Raw genomic sequence first — 26,708 nt, 5'->3', positions numbered from 1 at the left:
TTCGCCAGCAGGCTCATATTATTGCCCGCGTACAGCAGGGCGCTATTCAGCAGCGTGCTTCCGGCGCTGGCAATCAGATCGCCTGCGGTTCCGACAAACCCTGCGTTATTAATACCGTTCAGGCTGCTCAGGCGCAGCGTACCGCCCGTCTCGACGCTGCCTGTACCATTCAGGTTTAGCTGCCCTGCGCTGAGCTGGCTTTCACCATAGCCCGCCCGCAGCTGGCCGTTATTATTCAGCGTACCCGCAGCGGAAAGCTGTATCCCCTTGCCCTGCATCAGGCCATTGGTCGTGATATCGCCCTGGCTGGTGACGGACAACGTATTCCCCGCGGCCAGCGTAGTCAGCTGATTATAGGAAGCCTTGCTCGCGAGGGAGAGGTCCCCCAGCGCCACAACCTGCCCCTGCAGGCTGGTATTCCCGGCGTTAATCGCCAGGCTACCCTGGCTCAGCATCCGGGCTGCAGCAGCGTTATTGACCTGCGAGGCAGCGATCCCCAGATTCTGGGTGGCATACACCGTACCGTTATTATCGAGCCGACCCGGATTAACCGTCAGGCTCGCGCCCTGCAGCATACCGTTGTTTACAATATCATTGCCGCCCAGCGTTCCCTGCTGCTGCGCCAGCACCGTACCGCTGTTATTCAGCGAACCGGCATTGAGCCACAGGGCAAAACCCTGCACCCAGCCGCTGTTGCTCAACCCCGGCGTATTCAGCGTCAGCGTTGCGCCACTGAGTAACTGCCCCTGATTACTGCCGCGTTCGCGCAGGTCGAGCTGCGTATTACCGTTCCCCTGTAGCGTACCGTCATTATTCAGCGTCTGTGCGCCCAGCTGGAACGAGCCCTGACTCAGCATCACGGCATTGCGTCCGTTATCGACGTTACCGCGCAGCGTGGCGTTGAGCGCGGTATTGGCCTCCATGCGGCCCTGGTTATTCAGGCTTCCGGCATTCAGCGTCAGGATGTTCCCCTGAATATGGCCGAGGTTGGTCAGGATATTGGCGCCCACGCTGAGCAGGCCGTTGCTTAACAGCTTCGCACCCGTCATCTGGTCAAGATCGCCGCTGAGCGTGACGCCAAGGCCGTCAGCACCGCTGATGTTGCCGCTGTTACTGAGCGAACCGCCCGACAGCGACATCTTCTTCGCCAGCATTTGTCCCTGGTTTTTCAGCGTTGGGGCCCCGAACGTGGCCGTCCCGTTCGCCACCATTGAGCCCGTATTGATCAGTGAAGCGGTCAGCGCGAGATCCATATTTCCCGCGCTTTGCAGCGTGCCGTTGTTCTGTAACTGCCGCGCGTTAACCTTCAGGTATTGCGACTGCCACAGACCATCATTCGTGATGCTCTGTCCACCCGCCAGCAGCGTTCCCTGGGTTTTCATCGACGCACTGGCCCGGTTGGTTAGCCCCTGAAGAGGTTGAAGCGTAAGGGCGTTCAGACCAATCACGGAACCGGCGTTATCGACCGTGCCGCTATTTACCGTCAGGGTAGTGCCCTGAAGACTGCCCCCGTTTGACAGGCTGCCGCCGTCCAGTATCAGATCACCGTCAACCAGCAGCGAGCCCTGGTTATTCAGCGTCCCCGCAGTGACGCGCGTACTCCCCTGGCCAAGCAGGCGACCCGTGTTGGTCAACTGGTTATCAACCTGCGCGGTCACTCCGTCGATACCGAGCGCGCTGCCGCTGTTGTTCCAGCCACTCGCGTTCACGCCGAGCCGTTGCCCCTGCATTATCCCGCCATTCGCGAGCTGACCGGCCTTAAGCGTCAGCTGTCCGCCGGTCAGCAGTTTCGCGCCCGTCAGGTTGTTCAGCGTCGGTGCGGTAATCGACAGCCCGCCGTCGCCCTGAAGCACGCCGCGGTTATTCAGGATCTTGACTGCCAGCGTGGCATTACTCGCCGCCAGCTGACCTGCGTTATCCAGCCGTGCGGCCGTCAGAGTCACCCCCTGCTGAGCGAGCAGTCGTCCACTTTGCTGGTTCGTCAGCAGGTTGACGATGTTCAGGCCCAGATCGCGCGCCTGCACAATACCCTGGTTGTCGAGATTATCGAGATTAAGCGTGAGCCCCTGCTGCGAAAGCAGCAGCCCCTGGTTGGTCAACTGCGGCAAAGAGAGCGTCAGCGCCCCGCCGGTAATAATTTGCCCGCTGGTTTTATTGTTAATCGCCAGGGTGGATGGCGTGAGGGCGTTCAGCGCCAGCGCGCTGTTGCCCTGCAGCAAGCCGACGTTGGTCAACAGGTTGGTGATGATATTCACCGACTCTCCCGCTAACGTACCCTGGTTATTAAGACTGGCCGCGCTCAGGGTGAGATCTTTTTGTGCCACCAGGCGCGCATTACTGCGGTTCACGACGTCGCCGGAGAAGTTTAGCCCCACGCGGCTCCCTTGCAGCGTGCCCTGGTTATCCAGGGTAGCCCCGGATAGGATCAGCGCCTCTTTTACAGACATCAGCCCCTGGTTGACCATCTGCGGGATGGAGAGATTCAGCGAGCTGCCGCTAATAATTTGCCCATTCGTAAGGTTGTTGAGCCGCGGCGTGTGCAGCCCCAGCGCGCTGTCTCCCTGCAGAATACCGTTGTTGTCGATCTGGCCGCTGGTGAGATCGACACTCTTTGCGGCAAGCACGCCGTTATTCGTCAGGCCGGCGCTCTGGCTGCTTAGCTGACGGGCCGCCAGCAGCTTGCCCCCGCTCTGGTTATTTAGCTGTTGCGCAACGTTAAGGTTTAATGCCCCGGCAGACAACGTGCCCAGGTTGTTAAAGCTGCCGGTCGTCAGCGTCATGTCCTGGCTCGCCTGAACGAGCCCGCCGTTGGTAAACTGCGGCAGATCGAGATTGAGCGATCCGCCGGACAGAATTTGTCCACCGGTAAAGTTATCCAGAGCCCGGGTATTGAACGTCAACGCCGCGCTGCCTTGCAATAAACCGCTGTTGCTGATGCTGTCCGATTGCAGGTTAAGCGTGCCAGCCGCCAGCTGACCGCGGTTATCTAAAGCGCCAGCTTGAATATCAAACCCGGCCTGGCTGAGTAGCGTTCCGCTGTTTGCCAGCGTGCTGCTGACGTTCAGGCTCGCGCCTTGCTGGCCGAGCAATGTCCCCTCGTTATTCCAGCTTCCGGCCTTAACGTTCAGCGTCCGGCCCTGTAGCGTGCCGGCGTTGTCACCCTTATCCGCGGCAAGCGTTAAATCACCGCCGCTTAACAGCTGTCCGCCAATCAGGTTATTAATCACTCTGGCAGCAGGCGTCTGTGCGACGTTGGCACTTTTCAGACCCGAGGTCTGCGCCGCTTGTCCCTGGATCGCCAGCCCGCTGTTACCCTGCACCAGGCCGCTATTATTCAGGATCCCGAGAGCCAGACGCGCATTATCTGCCGCCAGCGTGCCGCTGTTGGTTAACGTATTGCCGTCAAAAGCCAGCGCCTGGGTTGCAAGCACTTTGCCCGTGTCCCGGTTGGTTAGCGCATTTTTTACCGCGAGGGTAAGCGTGTCGCCCTGAATCACGCCGCTGTTCGTCAGCATTGCGCTCGTGAGATTCAGCGCCTGTTTGGCCAGAAGCGTACCAACGTTGTTGAACGCGTCCGCCACGAGATCCAGGGCACCATTACTTTGCAGCGTCCCGGTATTGTTCAGCTCCCCGGTGCTCACGCTCACCGCATTCGCCGCCAGAATACCGCTATTATCAAGATGATTCGCAGCAAGCTGTAGAGTGCCCTGGCTCAGCATTTGTCCGGTGACGATCGCGGTATTATCCACGTTCAGCGTCAGATCGCCTTTGCCCGTCAGCGAACCCGCATTAGTGAAATCCGCGCCGTGCAGAAGCGTGCTCTGCCCCTGCATCAGACCATTGTTATTCAGCTCGTGGCCAGTGATATCCAGCAGCCCGCCGCTGACTATCTTGCCTGCTCTATCGTTATCGAGTCCGGTAACGGTAAGTTTAAGGCCGGTATCGCCCTGCAACAGGCCGCTATTTTGCCCCTGCCCGGACGTAATAATGACGTTGTTGCCGATAAGCTGTCCGTCGTTACGCCAGCTTCCGGCGTTAAGCGTCAGCAGGTCGTCAGCAAAAAGATGCCCCTCAGGCCGGTTGTTTACCTGACCGGACAGATTCAGCTGCACGTTCAGGGCTTCCAGGCCACCGCGGTTATCAAGAGACGTCCCGTCGAGACGCAGGTTTTTTCCCGTCGAAATCAGACCGTCATTGATTAGCGAAGGTGCCGTGAGCGCTATATCATCGCCTGCCACCAGCGAACCGCTCTTCTGGTTGGACAAGGAGGCGGCGGCGAAGCTGAGCCTGCCGTCGGCCTGAATTAACCCGCTGTTTTTTGCCTGCGCCGCCGCGCTGTCGACGTCAATCGTCGCGGCAGCAATGACGCCGGTATTCGTAACCCCTCCGCTTTTCAGGCTGAGGTTACTCTGGCTGATAAGGCGCCCGTCGTTGTTGAACGCTCCGGCGAACAGGATATTCAGCGCCTCGCGGCCCAGCATTTGTCCGCGGTTAACCCCGCCAGACTGTCCGCCCGTGAGCGTCAGTTTTTTCCCCTGAACCCGACCAGCATTCTCCAGGCGGGCAACGTTAAGCCCGACATCGCCATCGCTCAGCAATTGGCCGCTGGCAATGTTGTTAAGCTGGCTGCCCTGCATCCCGAGGGACTGGTTGCCCTGAATCAGCCCGCTGTTTGTTAAGCTGCTCACCGCAAGACGCGCGTTGCTGCTGATAAGCTTCCCGGCGTTATCACCGCTGGCGGCGTCAAGCGAGAGGGTATTGTCCGCCAGCAGTACGCCACTGGCCTGGTTATTCAGCATCTGTACCGACGTTAACGTCAGATTGCCCGCTTCAATATTGCCGCCATTCGTTAGCGTCAGCGCGTCGATAGCCAGCCCCTGGCTGACCGAGATCAGTCCGGCGTTGACCAACTGCTCAACATGTAAACTGCCCCCACTGCCGCTCATTTCTGCGCCAGCAGTATTATTCAACTCCCCGGCGGTGAGCGACAGGTCGTTGATAGCAAGCACCTGGCCGCTGTTATCCAGCCGCTCCGCATCAACCTGAACCGTATCCCCCTGCAGGCGACCGGCGTTTTTTCCCAGCACGGTATTCAGGGTCAGCGCACCGCCGCTCAGGAGTTGCCCCTCTGAAAGGTTATCCAGCGTCTGGCTGCTGACGGAAAGCCCCTGGTTTCCCTGCAGTAACCCCGCATTTGACAGGGTATCGGCAATTATCGTGCCTGAGCGGCTAATCAGCTGCCCCTGGTTGGTGAATACAGGCGTCGACAGATGAAGCGTATCATCCGCCAGCAGCACACCTTTCGCCTGGTTATTCAGCTGCTGGCGCAGCGTCAGCCTTAAATCCTTCGCCTCGATGTTCCCGGCGTTGTCCAGCGTCGCGGCCTCGATAGCCAGCCCCTGAATGACCGAAATCAAACCAGCGTTAACCAGGTCGGGAATGGCAAGCCTGAGCCCGCTGCCGCTGATAATGCTGCCCTGCTTCTGGTTATGGAGTGAGGAGGCGGTAAAACCAAACAGCTGGTCACCCTGAAGCAAACCGTTATTGGTCATCTGCCGGGTGTTGATATTCAGCTCGGGCGCCGCGATCTGCCCCTGGTTATCCAGCTGCTCGCTCGTAAGGCTCAGTTTGCCTTTGCTGAGCAAATTACCGCTATTGGTGAGGCTTTCGGTTCCGCTCAGGCTAAGTGCAGATAATCCCAGCAACTGGCCACTGTTATCCGCCTTTCTGGTATTCAGACCAATAGTCTCGCCCTGCACCTTACCGGCGTTGCTGAACCGCTGGGTCTCATTGAACGTAAGCGTACCGCCGCTGACGACTTCGCCTTCAGAAGCATTGTTAAACTGCTCACCGTCAGCGACAAGTGCCGCGCTCCCCTGCAGCAAACCCTTATTGACGAGCGTCTTCGCGTTCAGCGTCGCGCTTTCCGACATCAGACGTCCGTCGTTACTGAGCTGCGGCGTCGCGAGCTTCAGGCTACGCTGGGCCAGGAGGATCCCCTCAGCCAGGTTATTCAGCTTTTCGCGCAGCGTCAGTTGCAGATCCTGAGCTTCAATCCGCCCGTTGTTATCCAGCGTTAACGCATCAAGAGCAGCGCCTTGCTGAGCGGAGATCGCGCCAGCATTAACCAGCTGCTGTACGGTAACGGCCAGGCCGCTGCCTGCCTGAAGAGTGCCGGAAAGCCGGTTAGCCAGTGCGCCGACATTCAGATCCAGCGCCCCGCCGCTTTGCAACCAGCCGTCGTTAGTCAGGCTGTTGCCGCTAATGCGCAGATTGTCTGCCGTGACGCCGCCGAAATTAGCAAACCGCCCGGCGTTCACGCGGCCAGCCTGCTGGCTAACAAGCCGCCCGTCGGCGAGGTTAGTAAACGTATCGCGGACATTGACCGACAGATCGTCCAGCCCCGAAACCTGCCCCCCGTTGCTCCACTCCCTGGCGTCAATCGTCAGCGTTTTACCCTGAACGCTGCCCGCGTTATCAAACTCCGGGCTGCTCAACGCCAGCGACGCTTCTGCCAGCAGTACGCCGCCTTGCTGATTACTTAATTTCTGCCCCGCTTTCAGCGCCATTGACTGGGCTTCAAGATTGCCGCTGTTCGTCAGCATCAGGCTTTCAATGGTGAGCCCCTGCTTCACCGAAATCAGCCCGGCATTCACCAGCTGTGGGAGATTCAGCGTCAGCCCGCTGCCGCTGATGATTTTCCCCTCGCTCTGGTTAGCCAGCCTTTCGGAAGCGAGCTGCAACGTTTGCCCGCCCTGCAGCAGGCCGCTATTGTCGAGGGTATTCGCATTCAGGTTCAGAGCGGATGAGGCCACTCTCCCGGCGTTATTGAGTACCGGAGCGGTCAGGTCGAGCGTATTTTCGGCGAGCACGCTGCCGGAGGCCGTGTTAGTAAGGGCGTTATTCAGCGTCAGCGCCAGCGCGCTTGCAGCCAGCTGGCCGTCGTTAGTTAAGGTATTTCCCGTCAGCGTGAGTCCGTTGCGGGCCGTCATTTTGCCGCTCGCGTGGTTATCCGTATGCCCGGTAATGGCAAGCGCTAAGGCATCGCTATCCAGAGAGCCACCGTTGGTCAACTGGCTGGCATTAATCTGCAGCGCTTTCTGCGCCAGCAGCGCCCCTCCGGCCTGCTGAACAATGGTTTCGGCGCTCAGCGCCATGGCATTATCCGCCTGCAGGGTGCCGCTGGTGTCAATCTGGTTAGCCTGCAGAGAAACGTTGCTGCCGCGGCTCGTACCGCGATGCGTTAAGCTGCCGGTAGCGAGCGTCAGGTTGCCTTTTGCAGCCTGGACACCGTCCAGCCCGGCGGCGCTATGCGCTTGCAACAGCATATCGCCCTGCGACTGAAGCTGCCCGCTCGCCAGCGTCGTAAGCCGGTCACCGCTGAAGGACAGGCCGCCCTGGGCCAGAACCTCCCCGGCGATCTGCGCATCACCCGCATTGAGCTGCAGGCTACCCCCGCTGGTCAGCGTGCTCCCCTGAAGAGCGCTAAATTGACGGCTGGTGAGCGCGAGATTTTGTTTCCCACTGACCAGCCCGTTGTTTATGACGCTGTCAGACTGCAGTCCGAGCCTGCCGGTGGATAGCAATTGCCCGTTTTGCCCGATATTCAGCGCGCCGGTACCGCTAACGCTCAGATCGCTCTCGCTGCTGAGCATGCCGTCAATCCAGGCATCCCCCGTTGAGATCCCCAGCACACCGCCGGCCAGCAGCTGACCTGTATGGTTAAACGAGCCCAGATCGAGCCGGGTATTTTTCTGCGCCTGTACCGCACCGCTATTGGTAAAACCTCCCGCCTTCACGTTCAGATCGCCATTCGCGGTCATTTTCCCGCTGTTGGCGAGCTGGCCTGCGGAAAGGGTGATACCGCTGCCTGCCGCCATCTTACCCGCATGGTTTGCAGCACCTGCGACGTTAGCCTGAATGGCGCCAGCCGCATTAACCTCACTGGTGGTATCTGCGGTAAGCGAACCAGAGGTCAGGTTAATGTCTTTACCCGCCGTTAACGTACCGTTAGCGACGCTCAGCTTTCCATTTCCGGCAAGCGTAATATCCCCGTCGCTAACCAGTTTGCCGTTCGTCACCGCCACGTCTGAACGGCTGTTGATCAGCATCGCTCCCGTACTTTTATGATCGCCGCTGAGGACAACGCTATCCGCCTTCGCCGTCAGGCTACCGCTTGCAAGGCTGTTATTCACCACCAACTTACCGTTGGTATCCAGCGTGATATCCCCCTGGCGAGCGTTAAGATCCCCGAGGTTAACCCCGACGCCTTTTTCACTGGAAACAAGATGGATACGGTTGGCGTACATCCCCCCCAGCGCGCCAGTGTCCACAGAAACCTGAGGAGCGGCGCCTTCCCCTGCGACAGGCGTGACGCTGCCGTCGGCGGCAACCCGGTTGGCGCCCACGGTTACCGTGAGATCTTTCGCGTGAATTGCGGCGTTCACTTCCGTTGCGCGCGCAATAATCGACAGCGCGTCGCTCTTGCTGGCGTCCAGCCCCTGGCCTTCAACCGTGATGGCCCCTTTCGTCACGTCCAGCGCCAGCAGGTTACCGTTAGCGTCAAACTGCGGTTTACCCGTGGTCAGCGTGGCGTTGGGGGTGTTGATAAACCCGCATCCGTTACAGGTGATACCGTACGGGTTGGCCACCATGACGTTTGCCGCCTTACCGGCGACTTCCGTATAGCCCTGCAGCTGGGAGCGGCTGGCTCCCGTGACTTCGTTGATGATGCCTTTCGCTTCCCGCCCGGCCTGCAGGTTGGGGTTGTTCTGGATAAGCCCGCCCAGCTGGGTCTGGGTTAAGCGGTCCGTGCCGTTGTTGAGGATAAGCCCCTCTTTGCCGACGTTGTAATCCTGGAACTGGTTATGCGAAATGCCTGCCTGGTTTGGCGTGGCGATGTTGATGACCGGCACTCCGTTCCCCGCCTGGTCCATCTGGGTACCTGGCGTCACCGGGTTGATGGATGCAGCCACTGCAGGAAAGACTGGCTGCCCTGCCACCAGAAACATGACCAGATAACTAATCAGACGCTTCGCTAATCCAACGGGATGCTTATCCATGCCTTTACCTTAAATCATCAACCCAATACGGTAATAAATGTCGAGGTGCTCAGGTGCCAAATCGCCCGGATAATAAAGCCAGGCGCCCTGCCCGATATTAAGCAGGCGGCGAATATCACGTTCAGTCAGGAGAAAGAGATGCGGTATTGCCGAGGCAGCAATACAATAACGAACAACGAAAGATAGCCGGACTATAATTACGCATAAGCAGAGAGAATTTTTTTAGTTTTCTTCAGTATGCCACCCCTACCATAAATAGGAATAGTCCCAAAGGAAGCACTACCAAAATTAGTAGCGATATTTAGGTTAAGGGTAAAAAAACATTAAAAATATGTGATATCGATGGGCATCGGCGCTGGAAATGGCATTATTTCGCTTGTCTAACTTCGCTATTTAAATAGAGATGGGGGTCGACTGCTCTAATTTTTGATATGTAAGACAATTGCAAGTTTTTGCTGAGGGGGCGTGGTTTTTATGTGGGGAGGGGATGGTTCTGGTGGCTCAAGGCATTGGGGGTGCTGAACGATACCGGCGATATACCCGCGTACAAACGGAGTAATGGGCATCTTTAGTAAGATTAGATAAACCGATCCCGGCTCTATGGCCGGGATCTTCTTATGCAGACAAGTTATTTTTTGCTTGCTCTATCAGAAAGTTAAATTCATCAAACTCAAAACTCCAGCTTCTGCCATTTGGACAATTAAAAATCTCTATACTCATTCCTGCATCTGGTTCATTGGATATCTCTGCTACCTGATCTTTATCTAAATAGATTTCGTAAACCACATTTTCCCGATCTGGTAAGCTCGCTATTTGAGCATGAAGTTTTTTTTTCATTTTGGTGGTTCCAAAAAGCCTATAAGTTTTCCTTGAGCATCATAACGCAGTCCTTGCCCGTTAGACGAGAATATATCCGTTACTTGGCCATAACGGCCAGTGTTGCTTTGAATAACGGTTTTATTAGGATCATTCAAAATTCTCTCTACTATTGTTTGCCCCTGCTCATTTATTGCCGCTGGATTCCCCTTCGCTGAAGGGAAAGCACTTCCCGGACGACTTCCATGCTTTTGCAATGTCCTCCCAGCCAGTGTCAGATCACCCTTTTTAGACGCTGGATCTGTATATTTTGCTCCATTTGATAGCTCATCAACTGACCACTTACCAATCTTATCAGTATTATTCGAGGGCGTATTATCTCGTGCATTTTCCTCATCATGCGGTTCCCAGCCTCCCGGCGTGCCTGAGCCCGCACCACCCAGTTCTGCTTTCCCATCATCCGTGATGAGCCTTGCCGATATTCGGATTCGAAGCACTCCCAGAACCGCACTTATCCTGAAGCGAGTTGAGATACTTACTGGTGATCTCATCATTACCCATCATTTCCAGGGTAACCAGATGCTCCAGTTCATCGGAGGTCATTTTGTCGGCCATATCCTTGACCGCTGCCCCGGTAAGACCAGCGAGGCCCGCTTTCGCTCCAATTTCAAGCAACTGCTCAGCAACTTTCGTCCGGCAGGGCGCTGCAACCGCACAGCCTCTGACAAGCAGCCCCAGAGAGTTATTCTCAACCTCCACCTTCGCCGTTTCCGACGCCATCGCCGCCATGGAGACACTGCCATCCGTCACCGCAGCACCCGCCAGTATTCCCGCAGCTGCGCTGCCCTTCGTCCAGAAGTCACTCCCCGGACCGTATTCGGTATTCTGATATCCGGGCTGCGTCTTCAGGAATGCCCACTGAAACAGACGCCAGCGTAATCACGATTTGCTACTGGTCTTCAGCCTTGATTCGCAGATTGGATGAGCCTGACGCTACACTTTAACAAACTCGAGGAGATATATTATTTTTCATTTAGTTATATACACCTAAAAAAACATTGACACTTGGTCCTCATCACACGTAATCCCTCTTGTGGCTTATCATGAGGCGTACCCTTTGTTGACCAATAGCGAAGATTCGGTATGTTGTCTTCAATTGATTGACGTAATTCAGGGGTCAATCTTCCAGACATCTCAATTACCTGATTCATCTTTGACCATCCAGTAGACACATTCTCAACGTGATACCCAACTGATAAAGCCAGCGCTACGGCATGTTCGATGGAAGGGGACATAATCATTCTCAATGCTCCAGATCTATCTTATCGATCAATCGTAAATTATCTCGGTAATCCTTGATAAAATATTGCGTTGCGCCTCCCGGGCCAAGTAATGGGTTTTCTTTCACAATACCTGATGGAATTGTAATATCATGGAGTACCTCATAAACACCCATTTGCGGACGATATCCGAATTCAGGATGCGGTGATACCTGCAGGCTCTGAAATATACTTGTTCGACTGTAATTTCCGTTTATGAGTGTATCCAATGAAGTGTAGTAAGACGATTGCCCAAGTAACTTTTTAAACCTTCAATATCCTTTTTTGTATTATTCACATTTATCATTTGAATGCTCTCGTATTAACCATTGAAAGTCTTCTCGTGCCATCAGGTAATATTGTCCACGTAGCATAAACCATTACGTTACCGTTAGCCCCTGATACAACAGATGTTTGTCTATTTGCAGACGTAGCACCTTATTTTTTAACACTTCCATTCCTTTAACATTATTTGGATCTTTTGCAAATTATTTTGGCTGCTAATTTTTGCATCTTTTAAAGAGTTATATTCTGTTTGCACTAATTTTGCTTCGCTGCTTGGAACTCCATTGTATATTATCTCAGCAGCTTTTTGAGGCGTCATTTGCTCATTTGAGAGAACAACATCTAACGGAACCCCGAAAAAGTCCCCCCATACAGAAAGTAAGCCTATAACAGGATTTTGTCCTTCCGGCGTCTGTTCTTGGGCATTTTTCACTAAGGCCACCGTAATTTCATCAGGAGAAGCTCCAGCCTGAATCATTGACCCTCCCAGCAATCCTTGAGAGTTGATAACATCCGTAAACCCTTTTGACAGGTTCTCCCAGCCGCTGAGACTGTTATTCTCAACAATAATCTCCGCAATAAAGCAGAGATTACTAAAATCCTTTTAATTTAAATAAACGGAACAAGACTATACCGATACCTAACACTCCTCCGCCGACAGAACCAATTTTAATGCTGCGTAAAATCTCATACAAAGGTAAATCAAATTTACCATCTGACAACCACACCAAAAGTGAAAATGTGAATTTCATTGCAAAAGATGCAATAGCAAACCCAATAATACTGAATAAAAAAATACACGCAGATATAACAATGTGACCAATTAAGACTCTTGATGAATATTTCATTTCTTCTGATCCTCTAGTAAATCAAGTCCTTTCTCCGTCACTTTGCCACCAATTTCTGAACCAATAGAACCTCCAACATCACCGGCAGAGCTTGGAATATTACTTGGTTTTAACTCTTCTCGAATAATACTATTTCGGTTTACTTCTGTATATTTTATCCATGTTGGATCATATTTGGGATCCCATCCATCTGTGACCCATTTACCGACAGCATTAGTGACCTTGCCTGTAGCCAAAGAAATCCCTGAACCAACGACCTAACCAAACCCAGCACCAATACCATTTGTAATTGCGCCAGAAACAGGATTGTCACCATTTATCCAGTTTGCAGTCGCTCCACCTGCGGCATTCCAGCCAACAGATGACCAGAATCCGCTTCCCATCGTAATAACATTAGTCCAGCCAGCAACCACGGCATTTGTCGGATCAATGGTACCATCTGCCAGATAACTGATTCCCGCATTCGCACTAGCACCGAGTCCCCACATGGCCTGAGCGCCACCAGGCAGCAAAGCAACAGTACCTGTCGCTAATGCTCCGGCATAAGCTTTATTAACTGCTTCGCCTCGCTTACAGGCTTCACCGGAAGGATTATCGGCACAAGACAGCACATCGGCACCATGTGCCTGCGCAGCTTTAACCTGATCGATTTCAGTTCCGAGCAGATTATTCTCAGCACTATTCTTCCCTGCACTGCCCCCAGCCGCAGCACCAGCCGTATTTCCCGCGGCAATCCCGCCAGCCATGCCCGCTGAAACAGACGCCAGCGTGCTCACGGTCTGCTTCTGCTCTTCCGTCAGCATCGACGGGTCTGTGTCCGGATAGAGCTGTCTGGCAATCGCTGTCGCAACCAGTTCGCCGGATGCCGCCCCTGCTGCGCCCGCAGCCGCACTGTTGCCCTGAAGGGCGGCGGTTACGCCGCCGAGGATGGCATGGGCAATCGCTTTTGCCGCCGTGTTGTCATCAATACCTGCATGGTGGCCGATGGTGTTCGCCAGCTCCGGTGCCGACGCGCCCGCCAGCGCCCCTCCGATATTGCCGCCCGCCAGTCCCTGCAGCGCTGCCGTGGCCGCCGGGATGCCGCGCTGCATATTGCTGCCCGTACCATACTTTTCCTGCGTCTCTTTGTATTCCGGTGTATCACGCAGTTTCGCAAGTTTCACACGAGTATCAATGCCATCTGTAGCAGGCTTTGTTGGCTGACCATTTTTTTAACCGATATCCAGAAGCCATTTTCTAATCCAGGAAAAGAGTCGATCCTGGCGGCACCAATCTGATATATGAGCTTCCTTGACTGCTTGGGTCAGTATTTGATGGATAGTAAATTGTACTTCCAGGTGTTCTACCAAGCTTACTAACTAAACTCAGCGTGATAACAGATCCCTGAGCAGGGTTTGTAAAAGTCTGTAGTTTTTGGGGGTACTTTAACAATTGAAGCTTTCAACATTCCATTCCCTTGAATGTCACCATCAGCATCCACAACTCCCGGTTTCAGCCAGCCCGGACGGAGATCTATATATCGGAAGTTTTTGTCCTTATCTCCCAACGCATTATTCTCGACAGTAACTCGCTCCGATGCACTCATTGAGAATGAAAGAATTTTTTCCTTTTTTAAGTCATAGAGTTACAGGCCATGACGCTTAAACATTTTGTCCCTGCCAACTTTTTACCCCGACGCGCTTTCCTGGCCCGGAGACGCTACCGCCCAGCCGTGACACAAGGTCTATCGCAGCACCATCATATAAGCAAACTTCAGCATCAATTAGGATGCTGAAATCTTGGATTTATATTTCAACTAAGAAGTTCCTTTGATACGTTGCCAGTATCAAAAAACTCTTTTAAGATCTTTACAATAAATTCAGAGTCTTTTGTAAGCTGAGTCTCTGGCCAGTAATCTCCAAGAATCAATATTCCTGTATCAGGTTTAGATGAATCCCAGTACGTTCTTACTTGGTATTCATCCTCAACAATTTCACCTAATGTTATCAAATAGTAACCATTCTCCGTTCTAATCTGAAGCATTTCAGCGCTATCATCGCTACTATTCAGTATATCAAGAGTAAGGGTTCCTTTTTTCCCCTGAATTTGTTTAAACTGATTTAATACCATATCCAAATTTTGGATCTGTTTATTGCCACCAATTTCGTCCAGTGTCCAACTCATTTTGAAATTCATTTTAATCCCTAACCTTGAGAGATTTCATGCCAGGCTGCCAGAAGAGGACTGTTCCTGTAGCCTCTTCATAAATTGTTAAAGATTTTAGCCCCGCTTTATCAGCCATAGCTGCTATATCACCGCGGCAATAACCACATACAGGCTCTTTAGATACACTCATTGTCATCTCACGCCCTTGAGACATCCCTTTTTCAAAAGCTTGCTGTATAACACCTACTTCTGCATGAGCTGTAGCCATATTGCCGTTAGGAAGAGGCTTGTTTTGCTTATCTATTTTAGCCTGGATTCGTCCATCGATGAGTGTTGGCTTATTCACATCTGCTAAGTTAGAAGGTCTTGCCCCCTGATTAGTATCAGTGAACTTAGCTCCATCAACATTACCTTTTGCCACGACCTTAAGACTAGCATCAACGATTTTACTTAATTGTTTTGCTGCAGCAGAACCCAAAATTGGTGTTACTGAAGTCGCAATGATCTCCAGACCCTGCTTCGTTTCGGTGTAGCTTTCTGCGGTCTGACGATCAACCCCTTTGGTGACCATGAAATAGTTAATCATGGCATCTTTCACCTGCTGCTGATTCTGTGCATCAACACTAGTGATATCAAGGAGATTGACTATCTGCCCATACGCATCAGAGTACTGTTGGCTATATTTCGAGTTATACGGGCCATCTTCATACCCCTCTTTTGTCGCAATGACTTTTAGTCTTGCACCTGCACACGCTGAGCTACCCGCATTACCATTTCCGCAGGCATCAATAACGTCTTTATCACTGGCAATGTCTTTCTCGCGCAGAGCGTCATATTTCTGTTTCGCTAACTCACGCTCTTTTGGATCTTTGCTGTTCTGGAGAGTCTGTTTCGCCAGCTCAAGCTCTGTCTTTTCAGACACGCTAAGATAGTTATTCTCCACAGTATTCTTCCCTGCACTGGCTCCAGCCGCCGCACCAGCAGTATTTCCCCCGGCAATCCCGCCTGCCATACCCGCTGAAACAGACGCCAGCGTACTCACGGTTTGCTTCTGGTCTTCCGTCAGCTTCGACGGATCTGTGTCCGGATAGAGCTGTCTGGCAATCGCTGTCGCAATCAGTTCGCCGGATGCGGCCCCCACAGCACCCGCTGCGGCACTGTTGCCCTGAAGGGCGGCGGTTACGCCGCCGAGGATGGCATGGGCAATCGCTTTTGCCGCCGTATCGTCGTTAATGCCTGCACGGTGGCCGATGATGTACGCCAGCTCCGGTGCTGATGCCCCCGCCAGCGCACCCGCAATATTGCCGCCCGCCAGTCCCTGCAGCGCTGCCGTGGCCGCCTGGATACCGCGCTGCAGATCGCTGCCGGTACCATATTTTTCCTGCGTCTCTTTATACTCCGGCGTAGCACGCAGTTTCGCCAGATAATCCTGGCGCTCTTTTTCTGTCGCGTTAGCCGGAATATCACCGTATTTATCCTTTGCCGCCTTCAGCGCGTTAAGATCACCCTGGGCTTTGGCAATATCCGCCACCTGGCTGCCAATGTCGCTGATCATCCCGATTGCATTCAGGCGGTTCTGCTCTTTCTCCTTGTCGAAGATCGGGCTGATGCTGTCGTTGGCATGCTCGATGTCGCGGCTCAGATCGGCCACGTCCTGCTTCTGGTTTGCCTTGTCGCGGATGGTGAGGGAGCCCTCCGCCACGGCGGCCTGCGTGGTACCTTCCTTATGGCCTTTATTACCCGCAGCGGAGATCATGCCCCCCGGCAGGTTGCCCTGGAATGTATCCCCGAAGCTGCCGCCGCCGCTCAGGCTGATACCGGAGTGCGAGGTTTTAAAGTCCGCCTCGTTGTGGATATCGCTGAAGCCCAGCGTCCCGGTGTCAAGGCTGTTTTTGTCCGGCGTGGCGGTAGAGGCGATAACCGCGCCATCAAGCTGGGTGTGATGCCCCACGGTGATGTCGAACCCGCCGTCCCCGGCATACAGCCCGGTCTGTTCGGCCACCGAATCAAAGCGGCTCTTCATCTTGTCCTGGCTGGCGTTGATATAGCCTGAACCGGACATGGTGCCGAAGGTGAAGCTGCCCCCCGCCGCAACGCTGGTCTGCTTGCTGTCGTAGTCGCTGTTGTCCTGCTGGCTGCGCATCAGCAGATCGTGACCAACATCTGCCACGATTTTATCGCCGTTAACCTGGGCCCCGTTGAGCACGGTGTCGTGCCCGCTTTTAAGGGTGACGGTTTTGCCGCTGTCGATGGTGGTTTCGGTCCAGTCGGTACCGTTGCCTTTATCCTTGCCGTGCGCGGCGTTGACGTTGGCAAACACGCTGATACCCGCGCCGCTACCTCCGGCACCGATGCTCACGCCGATACCGCCACCGCTGCTGCTGTTCTTGCCGCTGGTTTTTTGGGTGTTCGCCGCGCCGGACAGCAGAATGTCGTTCTGTGCATCCAGCGTGGTGTCGCCCCCGGCTTTCAGCTGGCTGCCCGCAATCACGATGTCACCGCTGTTCACGCCGTTGTTTTTGCCGTTCGCGGTGATGGAGAGATTATTGCCTGCGTTCAGCGTGCTGCCTGCCACCGCATCACTCTCAGCATGCTGCTGTGATTTTGACTTCTGGGTCGTCAGCGAGAGGCTCACCCCCATTGCGTTCGGGTCGCCGGTGGTTGCCGCCATATCCGCTGCCTGCCCGGCCTGCACGCCGGACAGCACCGTTTTGGTGGCCTGAAGGGCTTTCAGACGGCCGTCACTCTGCTCTTTGGTCTCCTGCGCCGCGCTCACGGCATTGTTAATAGCGCTGCCGACGGTGCCGGAGAGCGCCACGGTAAGCCCGCTTTTCTTCTGCTCGAAGGTCTCATCCCGGGTTCGCTTGTCGTGCCCCGGCTCAATGATGACGCTGTCGCCGCTGAGGCTTAAATCCTTCCCGGCGATAAGATCCGCACCGCCGACATGGGCCTGGTTTCCGGCAGAAATCGCGACGTTACCGCCTGTCGAGCCCACCGTACTGAAGCTCTGGCTCTGGGTGGTGCCCTTCTCACGGAGATCGTGCGTGCTTTTGCTGCTGCCGATGGTGAAGCCAATCCCGCCCGAGCCCATCAGGCCGGATTTTTTCTCTTCCTTAAAGCGCCATGAGGTGTCGCTGTTGGTGGCCGCCACGATATCGACGTTGTTGCCCGCCTTAAGCTGCACGTCGCCATCGCCCGCCACGGCGGAGCCTGACACCCCCAGGTTATTGCCCGCCACCACCTGCACGTTGTCGCCGCTCAGCAATGAGCCGGATTCACGCGTCGCGCTGTTCTCCTCGATGGTGTGGGTGGTTTTCTTGCTCAGGAAACCTTTTTTAGTTTTGGTCTCCTCTTTATAGTGATAATCGCTTTCGGTTGCGGTATCGAGGCTGACGTCGCGGCCTGCTGCCACGCCGATATCGCCCTTCGCCGTCACCTGCGCGGCTTCAGTGGTGACATCGCGCCCGGCAAGAATAAGCGTATTCGCCCCGCTGGCGATCTCCGTTCCCTGCTGACGCACCGACTCGTTAATAACGGTTTTCTTGCCTGACCTGTAGCTGTCGCCCTGCGTAGTCTCTTCCGCAACCAGATTCACGTCGCGCCCCGCCTGCAGCCCGACGTTTTTCTCCGCCGCCAGCGCGGCGGCCTGCGCGTTGATATCCTGCCCGGCCTTCAGCACCAGGTTATCGCCTGCGGAAATCGTAGTGCGGTCGATCCCGGTACTGTGGGATTCGCTTTTCCCTTTCCGGCTGCTTTCGCTGGTCTGTGCCGCGTTCAGGTTGAGGTCGTTGCCCGCGCTCAGTCCCGCGCTGCCGCCCGCCTTCAGGTCGCTGGCGGTCACGTCAAGGTTGTGCCCGGCATTCACCAGCAGGTTGCCGCCCGCGGTGACGTTGCTGCCCTGATACGTGACGGACGAGCGGCCGGTTTTCTCCCGGCTGGAGCTGTACGCGTCGTTGAACTGGTTCGCGTTGACGGCAATATCGCCCCACGCGTTCAGCAGCATATCCCCGCCGGAGGCCAGGTTCGCCCCGGTCACGGTGATGTTTTTCCCCGCCTCAAGCGACAGGCCATCCTGCGCGGTAATGGACGCCGTGTTGCCCAGAAGCGTGTCTTTCAGGCTGATGTTGCCGTATTTCCCTGTGGCATTGATATCAATCTGCTCAACCTGGGTCAGGTTGTTGATGCTGCCGTCCAGGCTCTCCAGCGCGACCGTTTTACCGCTGATGGTGGAGCTGATGTTATTGATATCGCCGATGGCGCTCAGGTTCAGGCCGCCGCCCGCTTTCATCAGGCCGTTGTTGAGGTTGCTGATGCTGTTCTGGCTGTCGAGCGTCAGGCTGTTATTCGCCAGCAGCGAACTGCCGCTGTTGATGATGCTGCCGCCCTTCAGGGTGACGTTGTTGCCCACGATCACGCTGCCGTTATTGACGGTGACGTCCTTCGGCGACAGATAGAGTTTCGGCACCATCACCGTTTCGCCGTTGACGGTGGCTTTCTCCCACCACAGAAGGCTGTGGTCGAGCGCGGCAATCTGATCCGCAGTCAGCGAGACGCCAAACTGCAGGCCCAGCGACTGCTGCGCCGCCGCGGCGTTGTCCATCAGATAGCGCATCTGATCCAGATCGGAGCCGATGCCGTTGAGGTAGCGGTTGCCGGTCTGGTTGAGCACCACGTTGGAGACATAGCGGGTATCGAACGCCGCATCGCCGAGGAAGCGGTAATCGTAGTCCGGGTTCAGGTTGAGGCGGCCCAGCATGTAAGACGAGCCGAGGAACTGCTTCTCGTCGGTAAACGCCAGCCGCGTCTCCTGCGGCGCAGTGGACGACGGCTTGACCCCGAGCATCGCGTTCAGGTCGGCAAACAGGGCGGGATCGAGCTGTCCGAGGCTGTTCAGTTTCGGGTTGATGTTGATCAGGTACGGGCTTTTCGGATTGTCGTTGAAGACAAAATAGCCGCTGTTGCCCGACGGCAGCGGGTAAGCGCTGGTATCGACGCGCTGGCCCTGATAATGCCCAACGGCACCGCCCTGAGCGGTGTTGAGATCGGCGGTGGTGGCCCCGGCGTTAGCCAGTGCGCCCAGTTGGCCGAGGCTGGCGTTGCCTTTCTGCGTGGTAGCAATGTTGCTGAGAGAGGTGCCAGACGCGCCGCTGTTTTCCAGCGCGCCACCGCCGTTAAGCTGCTGCAGCGCATCCTGTAGCTGATCGTTCCACTGCGGGGAATTCACCGCCACGGTGCCGGTATTGCTCAGCCCCTGTTTTTGCACCCCGCTGCCGATGGTCTGGTTGCTGAGGCTGTTCAGGGACGGCGTGGAGATAACGGTGCTAACGCCGCCCGCGCTGGCGGTGGTATTGGTGTTGCTGATATTGCTGGTGAAGTTTGCAGTGACGTTGCCGCCCGCCTGGATGACGGCGCGATAGAGTTCACCCGGTTGGAATTCTGTTTCATGCCCAACCAGATTGTACTCAATAGTATCATTCTTGAATTTTATATTCTTACTACCAGCCGTGCCTAACTGACTTGTTGCGTAACCAACAGACGCAGATAACGGTTTATACTCATAAATCAGGTAGTCAACCTCGCTGCCTGCCTGCCAGCTCTGGTTATTTAATTGGTTTCCTGACAGGTGAATATCACCGTTTGCCAATATATTGCTGGCATTATTATCAAGCCTGGAAGCCTGAATAGTCAGGTCGCTACCTGAAGCGATACGCCCTACTGGAGAATCGCCCCCTGTAATAACAGTTGTGCTGTATCTTCCGGAAAAACGCTGCCTGACTGTATTTTTAAAAGGAGCCAGATAATAGTATGTGGAGCGATGGATATTACATGCACTATTAGCTCCACAGTTACCAGCACCCGGACCAGTAATGACTTCCCGCGAATAAAAACCATAACTTCCATCTGGCAGAGCCGTAACAGGCACATCTATTGTTGACTCACCTGTCATCCAGTCATCAACTGGTTGTACCTGACTCTCAGTTGACGCTTTAAGCCCTTCCCGCTCATTTCGTAAGTTGATGGTTTTAATATTAAGACTTCCACCCTGCGTCTCAATATTCCCCGACGTATTCACCACCTGGCTGTTTGCATTCCCCGCTGCATCCCGCTGCATCCACAGGTTGTTCCCCGCCATGATGTCGCCGCGCTGGTTGGTGATGCTGTCGGCAAACAGCGCCAGGTTATTCGCCGCGTACAGCAGCGCGGTATTAACGATGGAGCCCGGCGCGCTGAGGGTCAGCGAGCCGCGCGTGCCGGTGAAGCCGTCGACGGTAATATTGCCCCGGCTGGCAACAGTAATGTCGCCCCCGCCCTGCACCGAGCCCGCGGCGTTTAGCGCCACATTGCTGCCGGAGAGCGTACTGGCACCGCCGCCGGTGGTGATTTGTCCGTTATTGCTGAGCTGCCCGCCCGCATTGAGGTTGACCGCCTGCCCCTGCAGCACGCTGCGGTTATCGATGTCGCCACCGCTATTAATGGTCAGGGTTCTGCCCGCCGCCACGGCGGTTTTGTTGGTATATGCGTTCGTCAACTGCAGCGTTAAATCACCGAGAGAGACCAGCTGACCAACAACGTCCAGCCCCTTGCTTTGCAGCCACAGGTTGCCACCGCTCAGGAGCTTGCCGCCCGCGCTCTGGGTCACCTGGTCGGCATTAATATTCAGCTGCGCGTTGCCGAGCAGCGTACCGCTGTTGTTCAGCTGGCCGTAGTTGACCGTCAGCTCTCCCGCCTGGGTGGTGCCCTTGCTGGCAAGCGTGGTACCGGTCAGCGTGGCGCGGTCGGCCACCCACGTGCCGCCGTTAGTGGCGTTCGCCGCATTGAGGATCAGGTCGGTGGCCTGCAGCCAGCCGGTGCTGGTGAACTGCGGCGTGCCGAGCGTCAGGCGCGCGCCGGAAAGCAGCCTGCCGTCATTACGCGCCTGCGAGGAGGCGGTCACGCGCGTCTCGCCGCCGCCCTGGATCAGGCCGTAGTTAAATAATGTGGCCGTGGTCAGCGTCAGGCCATCGCGGCTGACGATTTCGCCCCCGCCGTTGTTGGTCAGCGTGCCGCTGAGAGCCAGCGTCGCGCCGTTATCGCCCTGCAGACGTCCGCCGTTGGTGAGCGCCCCGGTGGTGATACCGAGCGTGCTCCCCTGAATCTTCCCGTCGCTGGTAACGGACGCCGCCGTGACGTTCAGCGCCCCACCGGAGAGCATAGTGCCGGATGACTGCTGGCTCACCGCGCCGGTCTGGCTGAGGGTCAAACCGTTCACGCCGCTGATGGCGCCGCTGTTGCTGAGCGTGCCGCTTTTCAGCGTCAGGTTTTTCGCCGCCCACTGCCCCTGGTTCGCCAGCGTGGCGGCCTGCAGCGTCGCGCTGCCCAGCGCGGTGATCTTGCTGCCTGCGGTCCCGGTGAGCGCGTCGGCCAGCGTCATCTGCAGCGCGTCGGCGCTCTGCACCGCACCGCTGTTGGTGAGCGACTGGGCGTTAAGCAGAATGTTTTGTGCCTGCCAGCTACCGGCGTTGGTTACCGCACCGGACGCTATCGTCAGGGTGCCCTGGGTGAGCAGCTTGCCGCCTGCGCCGTTAATGAGTTCCTGCTGCGGCGCGGCCATCGCCATGCGTGCCATCAGCCGCTGTTGCCCCTGCAGGGTCAGGCTCTGCAGACCGGTTAAGGTGCCCTGGTTGTTGATGCTGCTCTGGCCCAGCGTGAGGCTGTTCCCCTGCACGGTGCCGCTGTTTTTGAGCGTGCTGCCGCCGAGCGTGACGTTATCCTCGCTGAGAAGCTGCCCGCGGTTATCCAGCGTCCGGGCGGTGATATCCGCTCCGCCCTGGCTCATCAGCGAGCCGGTTGAGGTCAGCGTGCCGCCTGCATTTGCCGTCAGCGTTCCCTGACTGAGCAGCGACCCGCCGTGCGACCATTCGGTAGCGCCGATCTCTGCGCCGTTCCCCTGCAGCGTGCCCTGGGTGGTCAGCTGGCCTGCATCCAGCGTCAGCATGCCGCCGGAAAGCGTGCGCGAATTCGTGCCCGTGGTCAGCGTGGTGCCGGTGAGCGCCAGGCCGTTCGTTCCCTGCATCAGCCCGCCGTTGTTGAGATCGCGAGCATTGAGGGACAGCGTGCCGCCCATGATGCGCCCCGGGTTCGCCAGGGTGTCCGCGGTGAAGGTGGTTGCGCCGCCGCTCTGCAGCAGCCCGGTATTCGTTAACGCCCCGCTAAAGGTGCCGCTGAGTCCCGTCAGCCCGTTCACCGTGCCGCTGTTGGTCAGGGTGCTGCCCGTCATGCCCAGCGTCGCGCCCTGCAGCGTACCAGCGTTCGTCACCTGCCCGCCCTTCAGCGTGAAGCCGCCGCCGGAGAGCCATTTGCCGTTCAGATCGTTAATAAAGCGATCGGCGGTGGCGTTAACGGCGTTGCTACCCTGCATCAGGCCGCTGTTGCGTAGCTCCGCTGCGCCTGCGGTCAGCGTTTTGCCCGCCGCCGTGCCGCTGTTGGTCAGCGTCTTTGCGTTAAGCGCGGCATCGTCAGTGGCAACGAGGTTCCCCGTATTTGTCAGGGTGTTGCTCAGGCCAAGATCCAGGCTCTGCGCCTGAATATCGCCCTGGTTCGTCAGGCCACTTCCCCGGAGGGCGAACCCGCCGTCCACCAGCAGCAGACCGGCGTTATCAAGCGTATCGAGGGACACGTTCAGGCCGCTTCCGCTCACCAGCTGTCCGGTGGCGCCGTTGCTCAGCGTGCGGGTGGTCAGCGCCAGCGCGTCGTTACCCTGCAGAATGCCGGTGTTGCTCAGCTGCGCGGCGTTCACCGCCAGCGACTTCCCGGCCAGCTGGCCGTCGTTAAACAGCTGCGCCGCCGTCAGCGTAAACAGGTTCTGGCTGAGCAGAGCCCCTTTGTTGTCCAGCCTGCCGGTCGTGGAAAGCGTCAGGGCATCCAGCGTCTGAACGCTGCCCTGGTTGCTCAGGTTTTCTGCGCCAAGCGTCGCGCTGCGCCCTTGCAGGCTGCCCGCATTGCTGAGGTTTTTTCCGCTCAGGGTCAGGGTCTCGCCGCCCGTCACCTGCCCCTGAGTCTGGTTCGCGAAGGTATCGCCGGACCAGGCCAGCGTGCTGCTGCCCTGAAGCAGGCCGCTGTTCTGCAGATCGCCCCGCAGGGTCAGCACTTTCGCCAGCAGCTGGCCCCGGTTATCAGTGCTGCCGGCCTGCACGTCCAGCGCCTGCTGGCTGAGCACCTTGCCGCTGTTGGTCAGCGCGCCGGTTACCGCCGCCGTCACGCCCGCTTCCCCTAGCGCGTTACCGGTGTTGATCCACTCGCCGGTGGCCAGGTTTAGCGTTTTGCCCTGCAACAGCCCGGCGTTGTTTAACGTGGTGTGGTGGAGTTCGAGCGCGCCACCGGAGAGCAGCATGCCCGCCTGCTGGTTGCTGAGCTGCGCCCCCGTCGCCGTCAGGGAATGGGTTCCCTGCAGCGTGCCGCCGTTGGTGACCGCCGCGCTGTTGATCTGCGCGTCGGTACCGGCCATCAGCCCGCCGTTCGTCAGGCTGGCAGCGGTCAGGGTCAGGCCGTCCCGGGCAATCACCCGCCCGTCGGCATCGTTGCTGGCCTGGCGGGTCAGGTTCAGCAGCAGCGCGGTGGCGCTGAGCTCGCCGCTGTTGGCAAGCGTGTCGCCGTTAAGCGTCAGCGTTCCGCTGCTGCGCAGCGCGCCACGGTTACTGATGCCTGCCACGCCGAGCGTCAGGGTATCTTCCCCCTGAACGGTGCCCTGGTTTTGCAGGCTGTTCGCCGTCACGTGCAGGTCGCTGGCCGCAATATTGCCCGCGTTAACCAGCGTGGTGCCGTTCAGCGCGATCCGCTCGTCCGCCAGCAGGCGTCCGCTGTTGCGCAGGTTGAGATAATCGCTGCTCAGACTGACGCCGTTGATTTCACCCTGGTTTGTCAGCGTGTCGCCTTTGACGCGCAGCGTGCCGTCGGTGGTGATAAGCCCGCTGTTAGCCAGCACGGGTATGTTCAGCGTTAAATCCTGCGCGCTGTAGACCGATCCCCCGGTCAGGTTCGCGAGCGATCCGGTCTTCAGATTGAGCAAGGTGGTTCCCTGCAGCAGCCCGCCGTTCTCTACCGACGCACCGTCCAGCGACAGGCTATCGGCTACCAGCGAACCGCGGGTGGTGATGCGGTCGGCAGCCGTCAGGGTCATGCGGCCCGCTTTTGCGACGCCGGACTGAAAGATGTTCTCTCCGCTGAGGCCGATCGTACCGGCGGAAAGTTCCCCGCTGCTGGTCAGGTGGTTGGTCGCGTTAAAACTCAGGGTGTTAGCAGTGGATTTCCCGGCATGCGCCAGCGTGCCCGCCGTCACCGACAGCGCCCCTTTCGCCGCCTGGGTGCCGTTCAGCGTCGCATTCTGCGCCTGAAGGGTGAGCGCCTGCCCGCTCTGCAGGCGGGCATCCCGACCGGTGATCAGGTCGCTGGTGGAAACGGTTAATGCCCCCGCAGCGTCCGTCTGCCCGTTCAGGCTGGCGCTACGGGTCGCGGTAAGCTGGACGTTGCCCTGGCTGGTGGTACGGGATGCCTGACCGCTGGTCAGGGTATCGGCCTGCGCCGTCAGCGCCGTCGCGCCGGACAGGGTGCCATTCTGTTCAAGGGTGCCTGCGGTCACGTTCATCGCGCCGTCAGCCAGCAGGCTGCCGCCGTTACGCAGGGTTTGCCGCGCCGTAACGTTCGCATCCCCTTTCGCGCTCAGCGTGCCCTGCTGCTCCAGGGTATCGGCGTTTAACGCCAGCGTTCCCGCGCTCTGCAAAGTACCGCTATTGGTGACCGTCTGCCCCCGTAAAGTAACGTCGCTACCCTGCGCCGTGCCGCCGTTCGTCAGGTCTCCGGCGTTCACATCCAGATGGCCTTTCGCCGCCAGCTGGCCGCCGTTTGACACCCTGTCGCCGGAGAGCGCAGCGTCGCGCCCCGCATTCACCTGGCCCTGGTTACTGACGGTGCTGCCCGTCAGGCGGATATCGCCCGAGGCATCGGCCCGGCTCTGGCCGTCCAGCACCAGCTGTCCGCCGCTCAGCGCCAGGTTCTCGCCTGCCGAGATCGCACTGCCCGTGGCTGACAGCGTGCCGCCGCCGGTCAGCGTGGTGCGGGTATCGCTTCCGCTGCGGGTATGGGTCAGCGCGATATCCTTTCCGGCCGCCACGCTGAGCGCGCCTTTACTGGTCACGCTGCCGCCCGCGATCTGCACTTTCCCCTCACCGGAAAGGCGCATGTCGCCGCTGCTGGCGAGCGTGCTGTTATTGAGTTCCACATCCTGCGAGCTGGTCACGTTCAGCGCGCCACCGGCCTGATGGCTGCCGTTGAGGGCCACCCCCGCGCCATTCGCGGCGATCGATCCGCTGGCCACGCTGTTCGTGACCGTCAGTTTCCCGCCCGCATCAAGCTGAATATCCCCCTGGCGCGCGGTGAGGTTGCCGAGGTTTACTCCAACCCCCTTTTCGCTGGAAACCAGGCGGATACGGTTGGCATACATCCCACCGAGCGCGCCGGTATCCACGGCCACCACGGGTGCGGCCCCCTCACCGGTAATCGGCTTAACGCTTCCATCTGCGCCAACGCGGTTCGCTCCTGCCGTCACCTTCAGGTCGTTCGCGTGAATCGCGGCGTTCACTTCCGTTGCGCGCGCAATAATCGACAGCGCGTCGCTCTTGCTGGCGTCCAGCCCCTGGCCTTCAACCGTGATGGCCCCTTTCGTCACGTCCAGCGCCAGCAGGTTACCGTTAGCGTCAAACTGCGGTTTACCCGTGGTCAGCGTGGCGTTGGGGGTGTTGATGAACCCGCATCCGTTACAGGTGATACCGTACGGGTTAGCCACCATGACGTTTGCCGCCTTGCCGGCGACTTCCGTGTAGCCCTGCAGCTGGGAGCGGCTGGCTCCCGTGACTTCGTTGATGATGCCTTTCGCTTCCCGCCCGGCCTGCAGGTTGGGGTTGTTCTGGATAAGCCCGCCCAGCTGGGTCTGGGTTAAGCGGTCCGTGCCGTTGTTGAGGATAAGCCCCTCTTTGCCGACGTTGTAATCCTGGAACTGGTTATGCGAAATGCCCGCCCCGTTCGGCGTGGCGATATTGATGACCGGAACCCCGTTCCCCGCCTGGTCCACCGTGGTCTGCCCGGTCGGCGTGAGCGCCGCCGCGACGGCAGGTGCCATCGGTTGCCAGACCATTAAGCCGCAGACAATCCAGCTGATCAGACGCTGCGAGAAACGAACGGGTGGGTGACGGGTATCCATA

8 protein-coding genes and 2 pseudogenes are annotated in these 26,708 nt (G+C 57.3%); all 10 read right to left on the bottom strand.

Annotated features, from left to right (window positions below):
* Positions 1-476 precede the first annotated feature (476 nt).
* Positions 477-9,011, bottom strand: a pseudogene (locus OSH03_RS15030) (two-partner secretion domain-containing protein); the annotation flags it as partial.
* Between the two features lie 666 nt (positions 9,012-9,677).
* The gene (locus OSH03_RS15025; RefSeq protein WP_266179468.1) at positions 9,678-9,899 is read right to left on the bottom strand and encodes a hypothetical protein; all 222 of its coding nucleotides are present in this window, start codon (positions 9,897-9,899) and stop codon (positions 9,678-9,680) included.
* Positions 9,896-10,375 (bottom strand): hypothetical protein, encoded by a 480-nt coding sequence (locus OSH03_RS15020; RefSeq protein WP_266179467.1) that lies wholly within the window; start codon positions 10,373-10,375, stop codon positions 9,896-9,898. Before OSH03_RS15020 ends, OSH03_RS15025 begins: the two co-directional genes overlap by 4 nt.
* Complete coding sequence (locus tag OSH03_RS15015; protein ID WP_266179466.1) at positions 10,335-10,688, bottom strand: hypothetical protein; 354 nt, start codon at positions 10,686-10,688, stop codon at positions 10,335-10,337. The genes OSH03_RS15020 and OSH03_RS15015 overlap by 41 nt, the downstream gene beginning before the upstream one ends.
* Positions 10,689-11,642: 954 nt before the next feature.
* Complete coding sequence (locus OSH03_RS15010) at positions 11,643-11,960, bottom strand: hypothetical protein (RefSeq protein ID WP_266179465.1); 318 nt, start codon at positions 11,958-11,960, stop codon at positions 11,643-11,645.
* Between the two features lie 115 nt (positions 11,961-12,075).
* Positions 12,076-12,330, bottom strand: coding sequence for a hypothetical protein (locus OSH03_RS15005; protein WP_266179464.1), 255 nt, complete (start codon positions 12,328-12,330; stop codon positions 12,076-12,078).
* The gene (locus OSH03_RS15000) at positions 12,327-12,566 is read right to left on the bottom strand and encodes an adenylate cyclase (protein ID WP_266179463.1); all 240 of its coding nucleotides are present in this window, start codon (positions 12,564-12,566) and stop codon (positions 12,327-12,329) included. The genes OSH03_RS15005 and OSH03_RS15000 overlap by 4 nt, the downstream gene beginning before the upstream one ends.
* A gap of 423 nt (positions 12,567-12,989) precedes the next feature.
* Positions 12,990-13,487 (bottom strand): annotated as a pseudogene (locus OSH03_RS22205) (VENN motif pre-toxin domain-containing protein); the annotation flags it as partial.
* Between the two features lie 634 nt (positions 13,488-14,121).
* Positions 14,122-14,493, bottom strand: coding sequence for a DUF6911 family protein (locus OSH03_RS14990; RefSeq protein WP_266179461.1), 372 nt, complete (start codon positions 14,491-14,493; stop codon positions 14,122-14,124).
* A 13-nt stretch (positions 14,494-14,506) separates the two neighbouring features.
* The gene (locus OSH03_RS14985) at positions 14,507-26,707 is read right to left on the bottom strand and encodes a hemagglutinin repeat-containing protein (protein WP_266179460.1); all 12,201 of its coding nucleotides are present in this window, start codon (positions 26,705-26,707) and stop codon (positions 14,507-14,509) included.
* Position 26,708 lies beyond the last annotated feature (1 nt).

Source organism: Enterobacter nematophilus, from assembly GCF_026344075.1.
Taxonomy (GTDB): domain Bacteria; phylum Pseudomonadota; class Gammaproteobacteria; order Enterobacterales; family Enterobacteriaceae; genus Enterobacter; species Enterobacter nematophilus.
This window is presented reverse-complemented; position numbering and strand designations above follow the sequence as displayed.